Consider the following 14,034-nt stretch of genomic DNA (forward strand, 5'->3'; position numbering starts at 1 on the left):
GGATGACCACAAGACACCGGAGCAACAATGGACCCAAACGACCTCGGCCCAGGCACATTCGCATGGCTAGGCGGTACCGGAACCGTGTTGCTCGGAGGCTTGTTGTGGTTGAGGAAGTTCCTCTCCAAGGACGCGACCGACCGGGCAATGGACAGCGCCGATATCGGCACGCTGAAGCGGCTGAACGAACTCCTGAACCAAGAGCGCGCCGCACGTAAAGAGGCTGAGGCCCGCGCTGATCAGTTCGCCAAGGAGCGCAATGACCTTGCCGCCGCAGTGGGTCGCATGGAAGGCAAAATCGAAGCCCTCACCAGTCAGGTGGGCCAGCTCACTGAGCGCGTCACAGAGCAGAGCGAAGAAATTCACCGCCTGCGCACTAAGCTTGGAGGTATCGCCTGATGGAGAGATGCGCAATCAACTTCATTGCCCGCCACTGGTGGAGGCGCGTAGAGGTGTGGGTAATCGCTCTAGTGCTGGTTGCCGGCGGCCTGATCCTTGGTTACCAAGCCGGAGTCTGGTCGGCCAGCAGCGAGCAGACCAAGCAGCTTGCCGAAGTGCGCGCCGCTTACGACGCGGCCCTGGGTAAGCGGGACCTGCGGCTGACCACGTTGGCCGAGAAGACTCAGGACGCGGCGGTCAAGGTGCAAGAGGCTTCGAACACAGCAGTCCAGGCTGCAGACACGGCGGCCAAGGCTGCAGATAAGGCGGATGAAGCGCTCAGTCGAGCGGCTCAGTAGTGGCTTGCAATGGATGCGCCGCCAGGCGCGAATGGATCAACAAGATGACGAGGTTGGGATATGAGCGAGCAAAGCAACTCCTTGAGCGTGGTCACGATCATGCCTCCACCAAACCAGAAGCCAGGCCAAGCCCAGATGGCACAGGGCACGAAGGTGATGCTGAGCGACGGCAGTGAGCTGACCGGTGTGACCGGTGTCACCCTAACGGCCAGTGCGGGTGGAGTGTGGGAAGCCACCATCACTGTGCTACCCGAGATCATCCAGCCAGTGAGTGCCGAGGCCCGCATCGTCGAGGTGGACATCACTGACCTTCAGTCGCATTCACGCACCTATGCACAGGCAGCGCAATGAACACGCTACTTGCCCAGTTCCTCCAGGAGAGCCTGGAAGAGCAGAAGAAGCAGACGGCAATCCTCGAGCGGATGGCCGAGCAGCAAAGCCTGCTGATCCAGGCGCTGGCAGATGATCAGGTCGAGCAAGACCCCGATGCACCGCCACTGACCTACATGGATGGCACACCGTGCCAGTGAGGCCGAAGCGCCACGCACCAGCAGCAGCCAAGACCATTCTGCATCAACCAGTCGAGCAGCAGCGTGGCACCAGCACCCAGCGAGGGTATGGATACCGGTGGCAACAAGGCAGGACAGGCTACCTACGCAAGCACCCACTGTGTGCTGAGTGTGAGCGACAAGGAAGGGTTGAGCCCGCCACTGACTTGGATCACATCACGCCGCATCGAGGCGACATGACCATCTTCTGGGACGTCACCCAGTGGCAAGGCCTATGCCACACATGCCACAGTCGCAAGACAGCATCCGAGGATGGTGGGTTTGGCAACGCTCGCCGCTGAAGAGCAAAAAGGCACTAAAACAGGGCGTAAATGAACGTGTTGAGATTATTTCGCATTACGACATGGGGGGAGGGTAGGAACTTCAGAGACATTTGCTTCTAGACCGCGCCAAAACGTTTTTTTCGCACCGTCAAAATTAGATTTCCAAAATTGAAGGACCAAAAATGACCCGAGGACGGAAGCCAACGGCCCCGCACCTCAAGGTTCTGGCCGGTACAACTCGCCCGGATCGCGAGGAAGCAGACGCGCCGGAGTTCGATCTTGTTGCCGACTTTCCAGATCCGCCGCAGCACCTCAATGTCGACGGCTCCGAAATGTGGCGATCACTTGGCCGGCAACTTGTCAGCGCTAGGGTGCTGCAGGTCGTCGACCTCTATTCGCTGGAACAGCTTTGTTTCGCCTGGCAGTGCTTTCGGAAGAAGGCCAAGGCAGATATGGAGTCGACAGCGGCAGAAACCACGGCGCTTAAAGCGCTTTTTTCAGAGTTCGGAATGACCCCGGCCAGTCGGCGTAAGGTTTCGTCAGGTTCTGAGAAGCCAAAGGGGAACGCCTTCGCCGGTAACGGTCGCAAGCAGGGTGCTAAATAATCGAATGATCTGGTTGTCCAGTCTGGAGTTGGGATGCGTGATTTCGTCAAGATCGCGACCGACTACGCAAAGGCTGCGGTGGCCGACAAGAAAAGGAAGAAGCACGGCCGCCTGATCCGCGAGGCATCGAAGCGATTCCTTGATGATCTGAAGCGCGCAAAGAAAAAGGATTGTCCGTTCATCTTTGATGAGTGGCACGCCAATGACCCATGCGACTTCATCGAGAAGTTGCATCACGTAGAGGGCAAGTGGGAAACGCCGACGATTGTCATGCACGCTTCCCACATCTTCTTTGTGGTGCAGCTGTTTGGATTCCGTAAGCGCGAGGCGGTATACACCGAAGGCTGGAACGATGACGGGATGTTCCACCCTCGTCGTTTCACGTCGGCCCTGTTTGCCGTAGCCCGGAAGAACGCCAAGAGCACATTGTCCTCGGCGATCCTTCTGTACTGCGAATGTTGCGAGCCGGAAGAGGGCGCGCAGATCGTCAGTGCCGCCACCACCTTCGGCCAGGCAGCGATCATCTTTAACGCTGCCAAGCGCATGGTCGAAAAGAACGCCGACCTGCGCGAGTACTTCGGTCTTGAGGTCTGGGCCAAGTCGATCAGTCGCATGGAAACCGGTGCGAGCTTCAAGCCTATTCATGCCAAGGCATCGACACAGGACGGCTTGAACCCGTCGCACGTCGGTCTCGATGAGATCCACGCACACAAAACCGCCGACCTGCTGAACGTTCTGACGTCAGCGGCCGGCGCCCGTGGCAACCCGCTTTGGCTTTACACCACGACCGAGGGGTACACCAACCCTGGGCCGTGGGCTGAAATTCGGATGTTCGCGAAGAAGCTACTGTCTGGCTTGTTCGGCAATACCGCCGATCACTTCCTGGTTGTGTTTTACGCGGTCGACGACGAAGACAAAACGCTGGGTATCAAAGCTGACAATGAGTTCGACGAAGCCTGTTGGATCAAAGCCAATCCGCTGATGGATGTGAACCCGCACCTGTTGGCGGCGATTCGCAAGGAGGCGGTGGAAGCGAAACAGATGCCATCCAAGATGGCCGAGTTTCGAATCAAACGCCTGAACCGCCCGGCTTCAACGGCTGACGGTTGGGTCGATCTGAACAAGTGGCAGCGCTGTGGTGGCGAGGTCGATCTTGAGTGGCTTTCACAGTACCCATGCTGGGGTGGCCTCGACCTAGCTTCGACTACTGACCTCACATCGTTTCGGCTGGTCTGGAACGTTGATGGTGTGATCTACACCTATGGCTGGCGCTGGGCGCCGGAGAGCGCGGTAGCGTTCCGCACTGAGCGGGGCACTGTGCCTTACGCCTCCTGGGTTGAGTCGGGCTTGCTGAAACAGACTGAGGGCGATGTCACTGACTATGCCGTGATTGAGGCGGACGTTAAGGCGGCCTGCGAGCGTTTCAACGTCCAGGCAATCGCCTACGACAAGTGGAACGCCCAGGATCTGGTAAACCGCCTGGTAGCGGCGGAGCTTCCAATGGTGGAGTTCATCCAGGGGCCGAAGTCCTACCACCCAGCCATGCAGGCGCTGGAGCTGGCTTACATCGCGGGAACCCTGGCACACGGTGGCGACATGCTTCTCAACTGGTGCGCGTCGAACCTGATCGCCAGGCGTGACGACAACATGAATATGGCTCCGGACAAGAAGCGTTCGGCTGACAAGATCGACGATATGGCCGCACTGCTGATGGCCCTAGGCGTTTCCGGTGCTCACGTCGACACCGCAAACCTTGATGACTTCCTCAATCGACCGATGAGCATGTAATGGCAGATACCGACTACAGCATTGACCTGCGCACCCGCAGTCCCTTCTGGGCGCGCATGGCGAGCTTCTTCGTCGGTGGGCGACTGGTATCACCCGACCAGGGATCGCAAACCGGTCCCATCTCGGCCTCCGGGGTGGTGGGGGATTCAGTCGTCAACGACGAGCGTTCACTTCAAATCTCAACGGTGTTCGCCTGCGTACGTCTAATTTCCAGTGTGACGGCATGCCTACCCCTGGACGTGTTCGAAACTAAAGGCGACGACCGAATCAAGGTTGGACTGGACAACCCGCTGGCCCGCCTGCTGCGCTACAGCCCCAACCAATTTATGACGGCCTTTGACTTCCGTGTCGCCATGACCATGCAGCTTTGCTACTACGGCAACGCTTACGCACTGATCGAGCGGAACGTCGCTGGCGACATCATTAGCCTTGTGCCGTTGCTGTCGGTAAATATGGATGTTCGGTTGGAAGGTAAGCGAGTTGTTTACCGCTATCGCCGGGACAGTGAGTTTGCCGACTTCAAGCAGTCCGAAATTTTCCACCTCAAGGGCTTTGGCTTTAATGGGCTTGTGGGGTTGTCGCCAATTGCCTTCGGCGCTAAGACGGCATCAGTCGCGGTTGCCATGGAAGATCAGCAACGAGACTTCTATGCCAACGGTGCTAAATCTCCGCAGATTTTGTCCACTGGCGAAAAAACGCTTAGCGCAAAGCAGCGTGACCAGGTGGAGGAGAACTTTAAGGAGATCTCTGGAGGCCCTGTCAAAAAGCGGCTCTGGATTCTTGAGGCCGGGTTTACCACCCAAGCCATTGGCGTCAGCCCACAGGACGCCGAGACCATGGCTGCCCGCAAGTTCCAGGTCAGTGAGTTGGCGAGGTTCTTCGGGGTACCGCCGCACTTGGTTGGCGATGTTGAGAAGTCCACCAGCTGGGGCTCCGGGATTGAGCAGCAGAACCTTGGGTTCCTGCAATACACCCTAGACCCTTACCTTGAAATCTGGGAGACAAGCATTTTGCGCTGGCTCGTCAATCCCTCGGATGTTGGTCGCATCCATGCCGAGCACAACCGGGCCGGACTGCTGAGCGGTGACTCGACCGCGCGAGCGAACTACATGAAGACCAAGGTCGACACAGGCCTTCTAACGATCAACGAAGGACGCCGCATTGATAACCTGCCGCCACTTCCTGGCGGTGACGTCGCAACCCGGCAGTCTCAGAACGTGCCGCTTACCCAACTTGGCCAAACGAACCCCGCACCTAGCGGGGTTTAGTTTTTCTGGAGCTACCCAATGTCCATCATCGAAAAGACCATCGCCTTTGATCAGGCTGAGATCAAGTTCGCCGGTAACGGCACCCAGGGCATTTTCGAGGGTTATGCCTCGGTGTTCAACGTTACCGACTCGGATGGCGACATCATCCTGCCGGGCGCTTTCAAGAAGTCGCTGACCGGACAGACCCGCCAGGTTGCGATGTTCTTCAACCATCGCCGGAACGAAATTCCAGTTGGTAAGTGGTTGACTCTGGAAGAAGACAGCAGGGGACTTTTCACTCGCGGCGAGCTGACTCCTGGCTACACGCAGGCCGAGGCGATCAAGGCTGCAATGCAGCATGGCACCGTCGAGGGCCTTTCGATTGGCGCAACGGCTGCCCGTGATGGCTTCGACCTTACGGCCACTGGCCGCACCTTCAAGAGCTTTGCAGGCCTGAGCGAAATCAGCATCTGCACCTTTCCTGCCAACGAGCACGCCACAGTTACCGCGCTCAAGAGCATGGAGAGCATCGAAACGATTCGCGACGTAGAGCACTGGTTGAGAGATTCAGCTGGTCTTTCGAAGTCGCAAGCCCTGGGCCTTATCGCCCGGATCAAGTCCGCAGTTCGGAGCGATTCCGAAGGTGGCGAAATCACCGCGATTCTCAATCGCCTTAAAACCTTCCCAACTGTAGGAAACTGAACCATGTCCGAATTGGCCCAAATCCAAAAGGCAATCGAAGACGCGCAGACGAACATGACCCAACTGTTCGACGCGCAGAAGAAGGAAATCACCGAGACTGGTGCTGTTAGCAAGAAGCTGCAGACCGACCTCCAAACCGTCCAGGAAGAGCTGACCAAGTCCGGTACCCGACTGTTTGACCTGGAACAGAAGCTGGCGTCGGGCAATCTGGACAACCCAGAAACCAAGAAGTCGTTTGCCGAGCAAACAGCGCTCGACCTTCAAAAGTCCTGGGACGGCAAGTCCTCGGGCAAGGTTGACGTTAAAAGCTTCAGCAAGCAGCTTGGCAGCGGCGCTGGTTCGGCTGGCGCATTGATCGAGCCTCAGCGCAACGCTGGCATCCTGATGCCCGGCCTGCGCCGGCTCACCATTCGTGACCTGCTGGCACAAGGCCGTATCAGCTCGAACTCGCTGGAATATGTCCGCGAGAACATCTTCACCAACAGCGCCGCGCCGGTCGCCGAGGGCACGCTGAAGCCTGAGTCCAACCTGACGTTCACCAAGGAAACGGCGAACGTCAAAACCATCGCTCACTGGATTCAGGCCTCGCGCCAGGTCATGGACGATGCTCCGATGCTCGAGTCGTACGTGAACAACCGGCTGTTGTTCGGACTGGCCCTGGTTGAGGAAGGGCAGCTGCTGAACGGTGACGGTACCGGCGACAACCTGACCGGGCTGAACAAGGTTGCCACGGCCTACGACGCAGCGCTGAACGTTACCGGTGACACCCGTGCTGACAAGATTGCCCACGCGATCTTCCAGACCAGTGAGTCTGAGTTTGAAGCCTCCGGCATCATCCTCAACCCGCGCGACTGGCACGCAATCGCGCTGCTGAAAGATGCTGATGGCCGCTACATCTTCGGCGGGCCGGCAGCCTTCGCCGCCAAGGTCATGTGGGGTCTGCCAGTGGTTGCAACCAAGGCTCAGGCCCTGGGGACGTTCACTGTCGGCGGCTTTGATCTGGCCTCCCAGGTCTGGGACCGCATGGACGCAACCGTCGAAGTCAGCCGCGAAGATCGCGATAACTTCGTCAAGAATATGCTGACCATCCTCTGTGAAGAACGCCTGGCCCTGGCTCACTACCGGCCAACCGCGATCATCACCGGTCCTTTCGCAACCGCACCATAATCGAGGGCGGGGCAGGCAACTGCCCCGATTGCGTCATGATCAAGATTCGCGCATTGCGGCAGTTCTCGCACTACCACGCCGGCAATTTCAGCCAGTTCGAGGTCCGTGAGGTAAAGGACGAATATGCAGAGGCATTGATCGGATTGGACTTGGCAGAAGAGGTAGAGGCCGATCCAATCCAGGAGCAGGAGCAGGAGCAGGAGCAGGAGCAGGAGCAGGAGCAGGAGCAAGAAGCACCTGCGACCAATGCAACCAAGAAAGCAGGCGGTAAAAAATGAGCATCCCCGTCACCGATCTGCTGCCGATCGCTTTGATGCGCAAGCATCTGCGCGTTGACGATGACGGCGACGACGACCTCATTGAACTCTACGCTGAGTCTGCACTGGCCTGGGCCTTGTGGTATTGCGATAACCCATCGCTGAAGGTCGTGGCCGACTTCCCCGCATCGTTCAAGGCGGCATTGCTTCTTTTGCTCGGGCACTCCTACAACAGCCGTGAGGCGGTAATAGTAGGCACCATCGCTGCCGAGCTACCCTTGGCTGTCGACTCGTTGCTTTGGTCCTCGCGCAACTTCCGCGGGCCGCAAGAACCGGAGGCGACCCCATGAAGGCAGGCGATCTGCGTCACCGCATCCTATTCCAGAAGCTGGTAAGCGGGATGGACCCCGAAACCATGGAGCCTATAGAGGCGTCGTGGGTTGACGTTGCCACTCTGTGGGCGGCGGTTAACCCGCTCAGCGGTCGCGAGTTCATTCAGGCCAAGGCCGCCCAGTCCGAGGAGGTCGGCCGGATAGTGATCCGGTACCGATCTGACATCAAAGCTGCCATGCGTGGCATTGAAGGCGACAAGATCTACAACATCCAGGCTGTGCTACCCGATCCGAAGTCTGGACGGGAGTATTTGACCTTGCCGTATTCAGAGGGCGTGAACGATGGCTGACGAAATCCAGTTCAGTCTTGTCGGGATCGATGGCGTGCTCGCAAAGCTCGCCACCGTGAACGATGAGGTCAGGCGTAAAACTGGGCGCACAGCGCTCCGCCGCGCCGCTGAGCTGGTGGCCGGGTATGTCAGGGAAGGCGCGCGGAAACTCGATGACCCCGAAACAGGCCGTTCGATAGCAGACAACATAGTTCTCCGCTGGAACGGTCGCCTGTTCAGGCGTACGGGTGACCTGGGGTTCCGCGTAGGCGTGCTGCACGGCGCGGTCTTGCGAAAGGGTGGCAGCACTTCGACCAATGGCCCAACGCCTCACTGGCGCTTGCTGGAGTTTGGTACCGAGCATATCGCTGCGGTTCCATTCATGCGGCCCGCGCTGGAAAGCCACATAGCCGAAGTGACCAACGAATTCGCCACCCAGTTCGAAAAGGCTCTCGACAGGGCTATCCGCCGTGAAAACAAGGCAAGGAGCAACAGCTGATGTTCGCACCTATCAACGCAGTTTGTGCTGCTGATGACGGCGTCAAGGCCTTGCTGGGTAGCGGGCCCCAGCGATTGTACTCGTTCGGAGATGCCGCCCAGGACGCGCCCAAGCCCTACGCGGTATGGCAAACCATTGGCGGCGACCCGGAAAACTACTTGGCGGGGCGCCCAGATATCGATGGTTACACGCTACAGGTTGACGTGTATGCGACTTGCGGAAAAGACGCTCGCGACGCGGCCAGGGCGCTACGGGATGCCATTGAGCCCCACGCCTACATCATCCGATGGGGTGGTGAGAGCCGCGACCCGGTCACAAAGAACTACCGATACAGCTTCGACGTAAGCTGGTTCGTACCTCGATAACGCTGCAACCCAAACCAACCCCGCCAAGTGCGGGTTTTTTATGCCCGACATTTGGAGAACGCCATGTCGATCCTTTCCCAAGGAACCCAGATCTACGCACTGGTCCCCCCGCTTACCGGTACCGGGCCTATGACCGTCATGGAAGTGGAGTGCGCCACCAGCTTCGATCCGGGCGGTTCGCCTGCTGAGCAAGTCGAAGATACCTGTCTCAGCGCTGATGAGCGCAGCTATAAGAAAGGCTTGCGCACACCTGGCCAAGCATCGCTCGGTCTGAACGCTGACCCGAACAACGCGAGCCACATTCGCCTACATCAGCTCTCGGAAGCTAACGGCGACACCACTATCAAGTGGGTGGTTGGCTGGTCTGATGGTAAAGACATCGTGCCCACCATCGCCGCCGGCGGCAGCCTGGGCGTGGCAACGGTCACTGCTGGCGGTACCGGTTACACCACTGCGCCAACTGTAGCCCTTACCGGTGGCGGCGGCTCTGGCGCTACTGCAACAGCTACCGTGTCCGGTGGCGTGGTCACCGGCGTGACGGTCACCAACAAGGGTGCCGGTTACACTTCTGCCCCGACCGTCGCCTTCACTGGCGGCGCTGGCACTGGCGCTACTGCGACGGTTTCCTTGACTGCCGGTGACGACTTCGACCTGCCACCGACCCGCACCTGGTTCGCCTTCCAGGGCTACGTGGCCGACTTCCCATTCACCTTCGCGCAGAACGCCGTGGTTGCATCGACAGTGTCGATTCAGCGCTCGGGCGGTTCCGCCTGGATTCGTAAGGTATCCCCATAATGGAACTGAGCATCGCGAACCTGAAGAAATCGAAGGCGTTTACCGCCCGGCCGGTTGCCAAGGAAATCGAGTGGGAAGGCGCCAAGTTCACCTGCTACGTCCGGCCCCTGTCGTACCAGACCGCCGTGGGCGACATCGCTGCCCACCGTGGCGCTGACCCGCTGGCCTGCCGCATTGCCTCTAGCATCTGTGATGCCGAGGGCAAGGCGGTGTTTACCGTGGCCGACATCACTGGCGAGGCCGATCCGGAGAAGGGCGCACTCGACCCTGACCTGACCAACCTGCTACTGATCGCCATCGGCGAGGTGCAGAACTCGGGAAAGAAGAAGCGCTAGACCCTTCGGATGAGTTGTGGTGCGAGCTGGTCATGAACGGAATCGGCGGCCGCACCATTGCCGAAGCACAGGAGCGCATGACCTATTCCGAGTTTGTGGTCTGGATGAAGTTTCGCGCCAAGCGTGGATCGCTGCACCAGGGCATGCGGGTCGAGATGGCTCTGGCGCAGCTCCAGGCGTTCTACGTCAACTCGAAGACCGGCAAGGACGCGCCGAGGCTGTACCAGCAGGACTTCGCACCGCATATGGATCCGCGCGTCGGGTCGCTGGAGGAGGCGGTGGCAAGTTGGGCCTGATAGATCATGGGTGATAGATTGCCTCTTTTCTGATGATCGGAGGCTCTATGAACAGAGTTCGTTTGGACTTGTGCGTTTTTTTGGCAAAGGTTATGGCGGCCTTGGTTTTCATTGGCGCCATTGTTGTTTTGTACAACTTTGGCCGCATCGAAGTCGCGTCGACGCCAAGCTACCTAAGTCAAGGCCAAATGGTTATGAATTGGCCGGTTATTTTCTGGGCGGCAGGTAGCGCCATCTACTCCTTGCTCTTCGCCGCAATGATGAGCGCGGTTCGCTATGCCTGCTATTTCGCTCAGGATGCTTCCGTAGGCGGCCTCAAGGGCGGTTAACTCTTTTTTGAATTATGTAAGCCCGCCACGTGCGGGCTTTTTGTTGCCAGGAGAAAACCATGGCTGGATCACTTGGTACCCTTACGCTTGATCTTATTGCCAAGATCGGCGGCTTCACTGGACCGATGGATCAGGCTGGCCGCGCTGCAAAAAAGTCATCAAAGGAAATTGCCGATGCGGCCAATCAGGCCGCTACTGCATGGAGCGCCCTTGGCACTGTTGCTGCCGGCGCAGTTGCCGGATTTTCGGTGGCGAGTATTTTTGGACGGTTTGTCACTGAGACTAAAAACGCCGAAAAGGAGCAGGCTCAGCTCGGCGCTGTACTTCGCTCTACCGGTCAGTCGGCAGGATTCAACCGCGACCAATTGAACTCAATGGCTGATGCGATGCAGAAGGCCAGCACGTTCTCTGGCGGCGATATAAATCAAGCGCAAACAACGCTGTTGGCGTTCACTGGCATAGTTGGAAACCAATTCAATCGCGCACTCCAGTCGGCCGCCGATATGGCTGCGCGAACCGGGGTCACGGTAAAAGATGCGGCCGAAACAATTGGCCGGGCTTTGGATGTCCCGTCACAGGGCCTCACTTCCCTCAGCAAGCAGGGTTTCCGGTTTACAGAAGAGCAAAAGAAGTTAGCGACCGCCCTTGAGTCGACAGGCGATGTTGCTGGCGCGCAACAGATAATTCTTAAGTCGCTTGAAGAGTCCTATGGAGGAGCGGCGGCAGCCGCTCGGGACACCTTCGGCGGTTCGCTGGACGCGCTGCAAAACACCATATCGGGATTGCTAACCGGAGAAGGTAGCCTCGATAGTGCAAAGGGAGCTGTAAACACCCTTAATGACGCGCTTGCCTCGCCGGAGGCAAAAACCGCAATGGATTCCACCGCGAAAGCGGCCATTGTGTTGGCGGGTGTTTTGTCTGTCAGATTGGCATCTGCTGCCGTGAGTACTGCGGCATCATTTGTTTTGGTGCAGGCTGACACAATCCGCTATCAGGCGACCCTGGCAAGAATGGCCGGAGTTTCCACTGCTGCAGCGGCTGGCCTGGCGACCTTGAGTGCTTCCGCTCGTGCAGCCTCCGCTGCAATGACTCTGCTTGGCGGCCCTGTTGGGGTGGCATTGCTTGCCGGTAGTGCGCTTGTCTACTTTGCAACACGCGCCAGTGACGCAGATAAGGCGTCAGCTGCTCTAGATGAGCGCATCGCAAAGCTGAATACCTCGTTTGCAACAATGAAGGTTGATCAGGCTGCCGCTGCAATACCGGATTACACCAAGAAGCTCGAAAGCGCGACGATGGCGGCTGACGCGATCAATGCCAGAATCTTCACGCTTAACGACAACATAAAAAAGTTTCCACAAAGCCCGAGCCTGGAGAAATGGAAAGCCGATCTTGTTCAGGCCAAAGGCGCCGCAGTCGATGTAAATGACGCGGTGGATGATCTTAAGGCAAAGATTGTTGAACTGAATGCGATCGTTGATAAGCCTGTCGTTTCAGCTTCGGTATCTCAGGCCTCACAGGTCTACACGGAGATGGCCAAAAAGATCGACGAACAGATCTTGCTGGCCGATAAGAAGACCGAGGCGGACAAACTCCAAGCCCGCATCAAGGCTGGTCTTGTTGAAGGGCTTAAAGCGGGCGAGGGTGACTTGCTTGTCGCCTCTCAAAAGCGCGCTGACGCTGCGATAAAGGCAGCTGAGGCCACAAAGAAAGCGGATGAGTCAGCCAAGGCGTCAGCAAAATCAGCGGCCGAGGCGCTGACGAAGCGTGGCGTGGATGCTGAGGAAAACTACCGCCGTCAGATCACCCTAATCGACGAAACTACCGGCAAGCAGGGCAAGGCCAGCGAAGTCGCAAAGCTCGCCTTCGAGTTGGAGACCGGAAAGTTAAAGGGCGTCAGCGCCGAGCGGCAGAAGGTGCTGAAGGACCTGGCCGCCGAGCTCGACTCGAAGGTCAAGCTCAAAAAGCAGAACGAGCAAGACCTGAAGCTGGCGACCCTGGCGGCCAACCTCAAGGACAGCAACACCATTGTGAAGCAGGGCTTCGACATGGAGTTGGCTGGCGCAGGTTCCGGGGAAAAACTGAGAGGGCGCCTCAAGGAGGACTTGGCGATCCAGCAGGACTACGCGAAGCAGCGTGCCGAGATGTACAAACAGTACAAGGAGGCCAAGCTGCTGGGCGATCCTGACGCCAAGGACACCTACGACAAGGAAACCGCTCTGCTCGATGAGGCCCTTGCCGAGCGCATGGTCATCCAGCAGGACTACTACAACCAGCAAGATGAGGCTCAATCCAACTGGATGGATGGCGTCAGTGACGCATGGCAGAACTACGTCGACGCTGCAACCGATTACACAGCAATGGCTGCTGACGCTACTTCCTCGATACTTGGAAGCGCAAAGGGCGGGCTCAGTAACTTCCTGTCTGATGTGATCAGCGGCGCCGAGTCAGCAGATGATGCGCTCGGCGACTTGGTGGCGAACTTCGCGAAATCCACGCTTCAAGCCCTCACCGACATGGCGGCTCAGTGGCTGGTGTATCAGGCGGTCCAACTGCTGGTGGGCAAGACCACCCAGGCGAGCGCGGTCCCAACGTTGGTGGCAAACGCCCAGGCAACTGCGTTTCAGGCCAGCCTGGCAGCGTTCGCCTCGACCGCTGCAATTCCTATCGTCGGTCCCGCAGCTGCGCCGGCTGCTGCTGCTGCCGCTGCTGCTGCAACGGCGCCTATGGTGGCCGGCGTGGCAAGTGCCGCTCTCGCCGGTATGGCGCACGATGGTATCGACGCAGTGCCGGAGACGGGAACCTGGCTGCTTCAAAAGGGCGAGCGGGTAACCACGGCGGAGACTAGTGCCAAGCTGGACAAGACGCTTGATCAGCTGCGCGCAAACTCTGGTGGCGTTGGTGGTGGAGGTATTCACATCAGCGCCCCAGTTAGTGTGCAGGCTCAGCCCGGCATGAGCGGGGATGATGCTCGCAAGCAGGGCGAGGCGATGGGCCAGGGTCTGGTCTCGGAAATCCGGCGCGTGCTTCAAGGTGAAATGGGGCAGGGCGGCATGCTCTGGAGGCGAGTCTGATGGTGGAAACATTCAGCTACTGCGTTCAACTGGGCGGCGACGGGGAGATTGACCAGCGCACATGGGAGAACGATTTCGGCGATGGGTATGCCCAGGCTGGCGGCATCGGCATCAACACCAAAAGCGAGAACTGGAACCTGACGCACTCTGGCGTCATGGCTCCCGGTGAGGAGTTGCTGAAGGTGCGAGATTTCATCGACCGGCACGAAGGGTACAAGGCGTTCATCTGGACGCCGCCGGGTGGAAGCCCGGGGCGTTATCGATGCAAGGGTTACAAATCTAAGCCACTCGGCGCAGGCCTGTGGACGCTATCGTTCACCTTCAAGCAGACCTTCACGCCGTAACCGC

21 protein-coding genes are annotated in these 14,034 nt (G+C 58.5%); all 21 read left to right on the top strand.

Annotated elements, in window-relative coordinates; translation table 11 throughout:
* Nucleotides 1–27: 27 nt before the first annotated feature.
* The 21 genes from A7J50_RS05985 to A7J50_RS06080 all read left to right on the top strand — a co-directional run bounded on the left by A7J50_RS05985 (nucleotide 28) and on the right by A7J50_RS06080 (nucleotide 14,030).
* Entirely contained in the window at nucleotides 28–399 is a 372-nt protein-coding gene (locus A7J50_RS05985; RefSeq protein WP_064450964.1) for a hypothetical protein, read from the top strand.
* A complete protein-coding gene (locus A7J50_RS05990; RefSeq protein ID WP_064450965.1) occupies nucleotides 399–737 on the top strand; it encodes a hypothetical protein in 339 nt (112 codons plus the stop codon). The genes A7J50_RS05985 and A7J50_RS05990 overlap by 1 nt, the downstream gene beginning before the upstream one ends.
* 60 nt (nucleotides 738–797) lie before the next feature.
* Nucleotides 798–1,088 carry a hypothetical protein gene (locus A7J50_RS05995; protein WP_064450966.1) on the top strand — a complete coding sequence of 97 codons (291 nt, stop codon included), beginning with the start codon at nucleotides 798–800 and terminating at the stop codon, nucleotides 1,086–1,088.
* Nucleotides 1,085–1,267, top strand: coding sequence for a hypothetical protein (locus A7J50_RS06000; protein WP_064450967.1), 183 nt, complete (start codon nucleotides 1,085–1,087; stop codon nucleotides 1,265–1,267). The genes A7J50_RS05995 and A7J50_RS06000 overlap by 4 nt, the downstream gene beginning before the upstream one ends.
* Nucleotides 1,264–1,587 (top strand): HNH endonuclease signature motif containing protein, encoded by a 324-nt coding sequence (locus A7J50_RS30420; protein WP_335711414.1) that lies wholly within the window; start codon nucleotides 1,264–1,266, stop codon nucleotides 1,585–1,587. The genes A7J50_RS06000 and A7J50_RS30420 overlap by 4 nt, the downstream gene beginning before the upstream one ends.
* A gap of 164 nt (nucleotides 1,588–1,751) precedes the next feature.
* Nucleotides 1,752–2,174: a hypothetical protein gene (locus A7J50_RS06005; RefSeq protein WP_064450968.1), complete on the top strand. Its 423-nt coding sequence runs from the start codon at nucleotides 1,752–1,754 to the stop codon at nucleotides 2,172–2,174.
* A 33-nt stretch (nucleotides 2,175–2,207) separates the two neighbouring features.
* The gene (locus A7J50_RS06010; protein WP_064450969.1) at nucleotides 2,208–3,962 is read left to right on the top strand and encodes a terminase large subunit; all 1,755 of its coding nucleotides are present in this window, start codon (nucleotides 2,208–2,210) and stop codon (nucleotides 3,960–3,962) included.
* Nucleotides 3,962–5,230, top strand: a complete 1,269-nt coding sequence (locus A7J50_RS06015) for a phage portal protein (RefSeq protein ID WP_064450970.1) — start codon at nucleotides 3,962–3,964, stop codon at nucleotides 5,228–5,230. The genes A7J50_RS06010 and A7J50_RS06015 overlap by 1 nt, the downstream gene beginning before the upstream one ends.
* A gap of 18 nt (nucleotides 5,231–5,248) precedes the next feature.
* Complete coding sequence (locus tag A7J50_RS06020) at nucleotides 5,249–5,911, top strand: HK97 family phage prohead protease (protein ID WP_064450971.1); 663 nt, start codon at nucleotides 5,249–5,251, stop codon at nucleotides 5,909–5,911.
* Nucleotides 5,912–5,914: 3 nt separating this feature from the next.
* Nucleotides 5,915–7,078 carry a phage major capsid protein gene (locus tag A7J50_RS06025; protein ID WP_064450972.1) on the top strand — a complete coding sequence of 388 codons (1,164 nt, stop codon included), beginning with the start codon at nucleotides 5,915–5,917 and terminating at the stop codon, nucleotides 7,076–7,078.
* Between the two features lie 35 nt (nucleotides 7,079–7,113).
* Entirely contained in the window at nucleotides 7,114–7,356 is a 243-nt protein-coding gene (locus tag A7J50_RS06030) for a hypothetical protein (protein WP_064450973.1), read from the top strand.
* Nucleotides 7,353–7,685 carry a head-tail connector protein gene (locus A7J50_RS06035; protein ID WP_082895832.1) on the top strand — a complete coding sequence of 111 codons (333 nt, stop codon included), beginning with the start codon at nucleotides 7,353–7,355 and terminating at the stop codon, nucleotides 7,683–7,685. Before A7J50_RS06030 ends, A7J50_RS06035 begins: the two co-directional genes overlap by 4 nt.
* Nucleotides 7,682–8,017 (top strand): phage head closure protein, encoded by a 336-nt coding sequence (locus tag A7J50_RS06040; protein WP_064450974.1) that lies wholly within the window; start codon nucleotides 7,682–7,684, stop codon nucleotides 8,015–8,017. The genes A7J50_RS06035 and A7J50_RS06040 overlap by 4 nt, the downstream gene beginning before the upstream one ends.
* A complete protein-coding gene (locus tag A7J50_RS06045) occupies nucleotides 8,010–8,495 on the top strand; it encodes an HK97-gp10 family putative phage morphogenesis protein (RefSeq protein ID WP_064450975.1) in 486 nt (161 codons plus the stop codon). Before A7J50_RS06040 ends, A7J50_RS06045 begins: the two co-directional genes overlap by 8 nt.
* Complete coding sequence (locus A7J50_RS06050; RefSeq protein WP_064450976.1) at nucleotides 8,495–8,860, top strand: DUF3168 domain-containing protein; 366 nt, start codon at nucleotides 8,495–8,497, stop codon at nucleotides 8,858–8,860. The genes A7J50_RS06045 and A7J50_RS06050 overlap by 1 nt, the downstream gene beginning before the upstream one ends.
* Nucleotides 8,861–8,923: 63 nt before the next feature.
* Nucleotides 8,924–9,655: a phage tail tube protein gene (locus A7J50_RS32210; protein ID WP_064450977.1), complete on the top strand. Its 732-nt coding sequence runs from the start codon at nucleotides 8,924–8,926 to the stop codon at nucleotides 9,653–9,655.
* Nucleotides 9,655–9,990 carry a phage tail assembly chaperone family protein, TAC gene (locus A7J50_RS06060; RefSeq protein ID WP_064450978.1) on the top strand — a complete coding sequence of 112 codons (336 nt, stop codon included), beginning with the start codon at nucleotides 9,655–9,657 and terminating at the stop codon, nucleotides 9,988–9,990. The genes A7J50_RS32210 and A7J50_RS06060 overlap by 1 nt, the downstream gene beginning before the upstream one ends.
* Before the next feature lie 32 nt (nucleotides 9,991–10,022).
* Entirely contained in the window at nucleotides 10,023–10,286 is a 264-nt protein-coding gene (locus A7J50_RS06065) for a hypothetical protein (RefSeq protein WP_064450979.1), read from the top strand.
* A 47-nt stretch (nucleotides 10,287–10,333) separates the two neighbouring features.
* On the top strand, nucleotides 10,334–10,615 hold the full coding sequence (locus A7J50_RS06070; RefSeq protein WP_064450980.1) for a hypothetical protein: 282 nt from the start codon (nucleotides 10,334–10,336) through the stop codon (nucleotides 10,613–10,615).
* 59 nt (nucleotides 10,616–10,674) lie between these two features.
* The gene (locus A7J50_RS06075; RefSeq protein WP_064450981.1) at nucleotides 10,675–13,686 is read left to right on the top strand and encodes a phage tail tape measure protein; all 3,012 of its coding nucleotides are present in this window, start codon (nucleotides 10,675–10,677) and stop codon (nucleotides 13,684–13,686) included.
* Nucleotides 13,686–14,030, top strand: coding sequence for a phage tail protein (locus A7J50_RS06080; protein ID WP_064450982.1), 345 nt, complete (start codon nucleotides 13,686–13,688; stop codon nucleotides 14,028–14,030). The genes A7J50_RS06075 and A7J50_RS06080 overlap by 1 nt, the downstream gene beginning before the upstream one ends.
* Nucleotides 14,031–14,034 lie beyond the last annotated feature (4 nt).

The sequence above is a fragment of the Pseudomonas antarctica genome (assembly GCF_001647715.1).
Classification (GTDB): domain Bacteria; phylum Pseudomonadota; class Gammaproteobacteria; order Pseudomonadales; family Pseudomonadaceae; genus Aquipseudomonas; species Aquipseudomonas antarctica_A.

Excerpts from the sequence above, each read along its gene's own strand:
- A7J50_RS05985 (WP_064450964.1), top strand. The coding sequence starts at position 28 with ATGGACCCAAACGACCTCGGCCCAGGCACATTCGCATGGCTAGGCGGT.
- A7J50_RS05990 (WP_064450965.1), top strand. The coding sequence starts at position 399 with ATGGAGAGATGCGCAATCAACTTCATTGCCCGCCACTGGTGGAGGCGC.
- A7J50_RS05995 (WP_064450966.1), top strand. The coding sequence starts at position 798 with ATGAGCGAGCAAAGCAACTCCTTGAGCGTGGTCACGATCATGCCTCCA.
- A7J50_RS06000 (WP_064450967.1), top strand. The coding sequence starts at position 1,085 with ATGAACACGCTACTTGCCCAGTTCCTCCAGGAGAGCCTGGAAGAGCAG.
- A7J50_RS06005 (WP_064450968.1), top strand. The coding sequence starts at position 1,752 with ATGACCCGAGGACGGAAGCCAACGGCCCCGCACCTCAAGGTTCTGGCC.
- A7J50_RS06010 (WP_064450969.1), top strand. The coding sequence starts at position 2,208 with ATGCGTGATTTCGTCAAGATCGCGACCGACTACGCAAAGGCTGCGGTG.
- A7J50_RS06015 (WP_064450970.1), top strand. The coding sequence starts at position 3,962 with ATGGCAGATACCGACTACAGCATTGACCTGCGCACCCGCAGTCCCTTC.
- A7J50_RS06020 (WP_064450971.1), top strand. The coding sequence starts at position 5,249 with ATGTCCATCATCGAAAAGACCATCGCCTTTGATCAGGCTGAGATCAAG.
- A7J50_RS06025 (WP_064450972.1), top strand. The coding sequence starts at position 5,915 with ATGTCCGAATTGGCCCAAATCCAAAAGGCAATCGAAGACGCGCAGACG.
- A7J50_RS06030 (WP_064450973.1), top strand. The coding sequence starts at position 7,114 with ATGATCAAGATTCGCGCATTGCGGCAGTTCTCGCACTACCACGCCGGC.
- A7J50_RS06035 (WP_082895832.1), top strand. The coding sequence starts at position 7,353 with ATGAGCATCCCCGTCACCGATCTGCTGCCGATCGCTTTGATGCGCAAG.
- A7J50_RS06040 (WP_064450974.1), top strand. The coding sequence starts at position 7,682 with ATGAAGGCAGGCGATCTGCGTCACCGCATCCTATTCCAGAAGCTGGTA.
- A7J50_RS06045 (WP_064450975.1), top strand. The coding sequence starts at position 8,010 with ATGGCTGACGAAATCCAGTTCAGTCTTGTCGGGATCGATGGCGTGCTC.
- A7J50_RS06050 (WP_064450976.1), top strand. The coding sequence starts at position 8,495 with ATGTTCGCACCTATCAACGCAGTTTGTGCTGCTGATGACGGCGTCAAG.
- A7J50_RS32210 (WP_064450977.1), top strand. The coding sequence starts at position 8,924 with ATGTCGATCCTTTCCCAAGGAACCCAGATCTACGCACTGGTCCCCCCG.
- A7J50_RS06060 (WP_064450978.1), top strand. The coding sequence starts at position 9,655 with ATGGAACTGAGCATCGCGAACCTGAAGAAATCGAAGGCGTTTACCGCC.
- A7J50_RS06065 (WP_064450979.1), top strand. The coding sequence starts at position 10,023 with ATGAACGGAATCGGCGGCCGCACCATTGCCGAAGCACAGGAGCGCATG.
- A7J50_RS06070 (WP_064450980.1), top strand. The coding sequence starts at position 10,334 with ATGAACAGAGTTCGTTTGGACTTGTGCGTTTTTTTGGCAAAGGTTATG.
- A7J50_RS06075 (WP_064450981.1), top strand. The coding sequence starts at position 10,675 with ATGGCTGGATCACTTGGTACCCTTACGCTTGATCTTATTGCCAAGATC.
- A7J50_RS06080 (WP_064450982.1), top strand. The coding sequence starts at position 13,686 with ATGGTGGAAACATTCAGCTACTGCGTTCAACTGGGCGGCGACGGGGAG.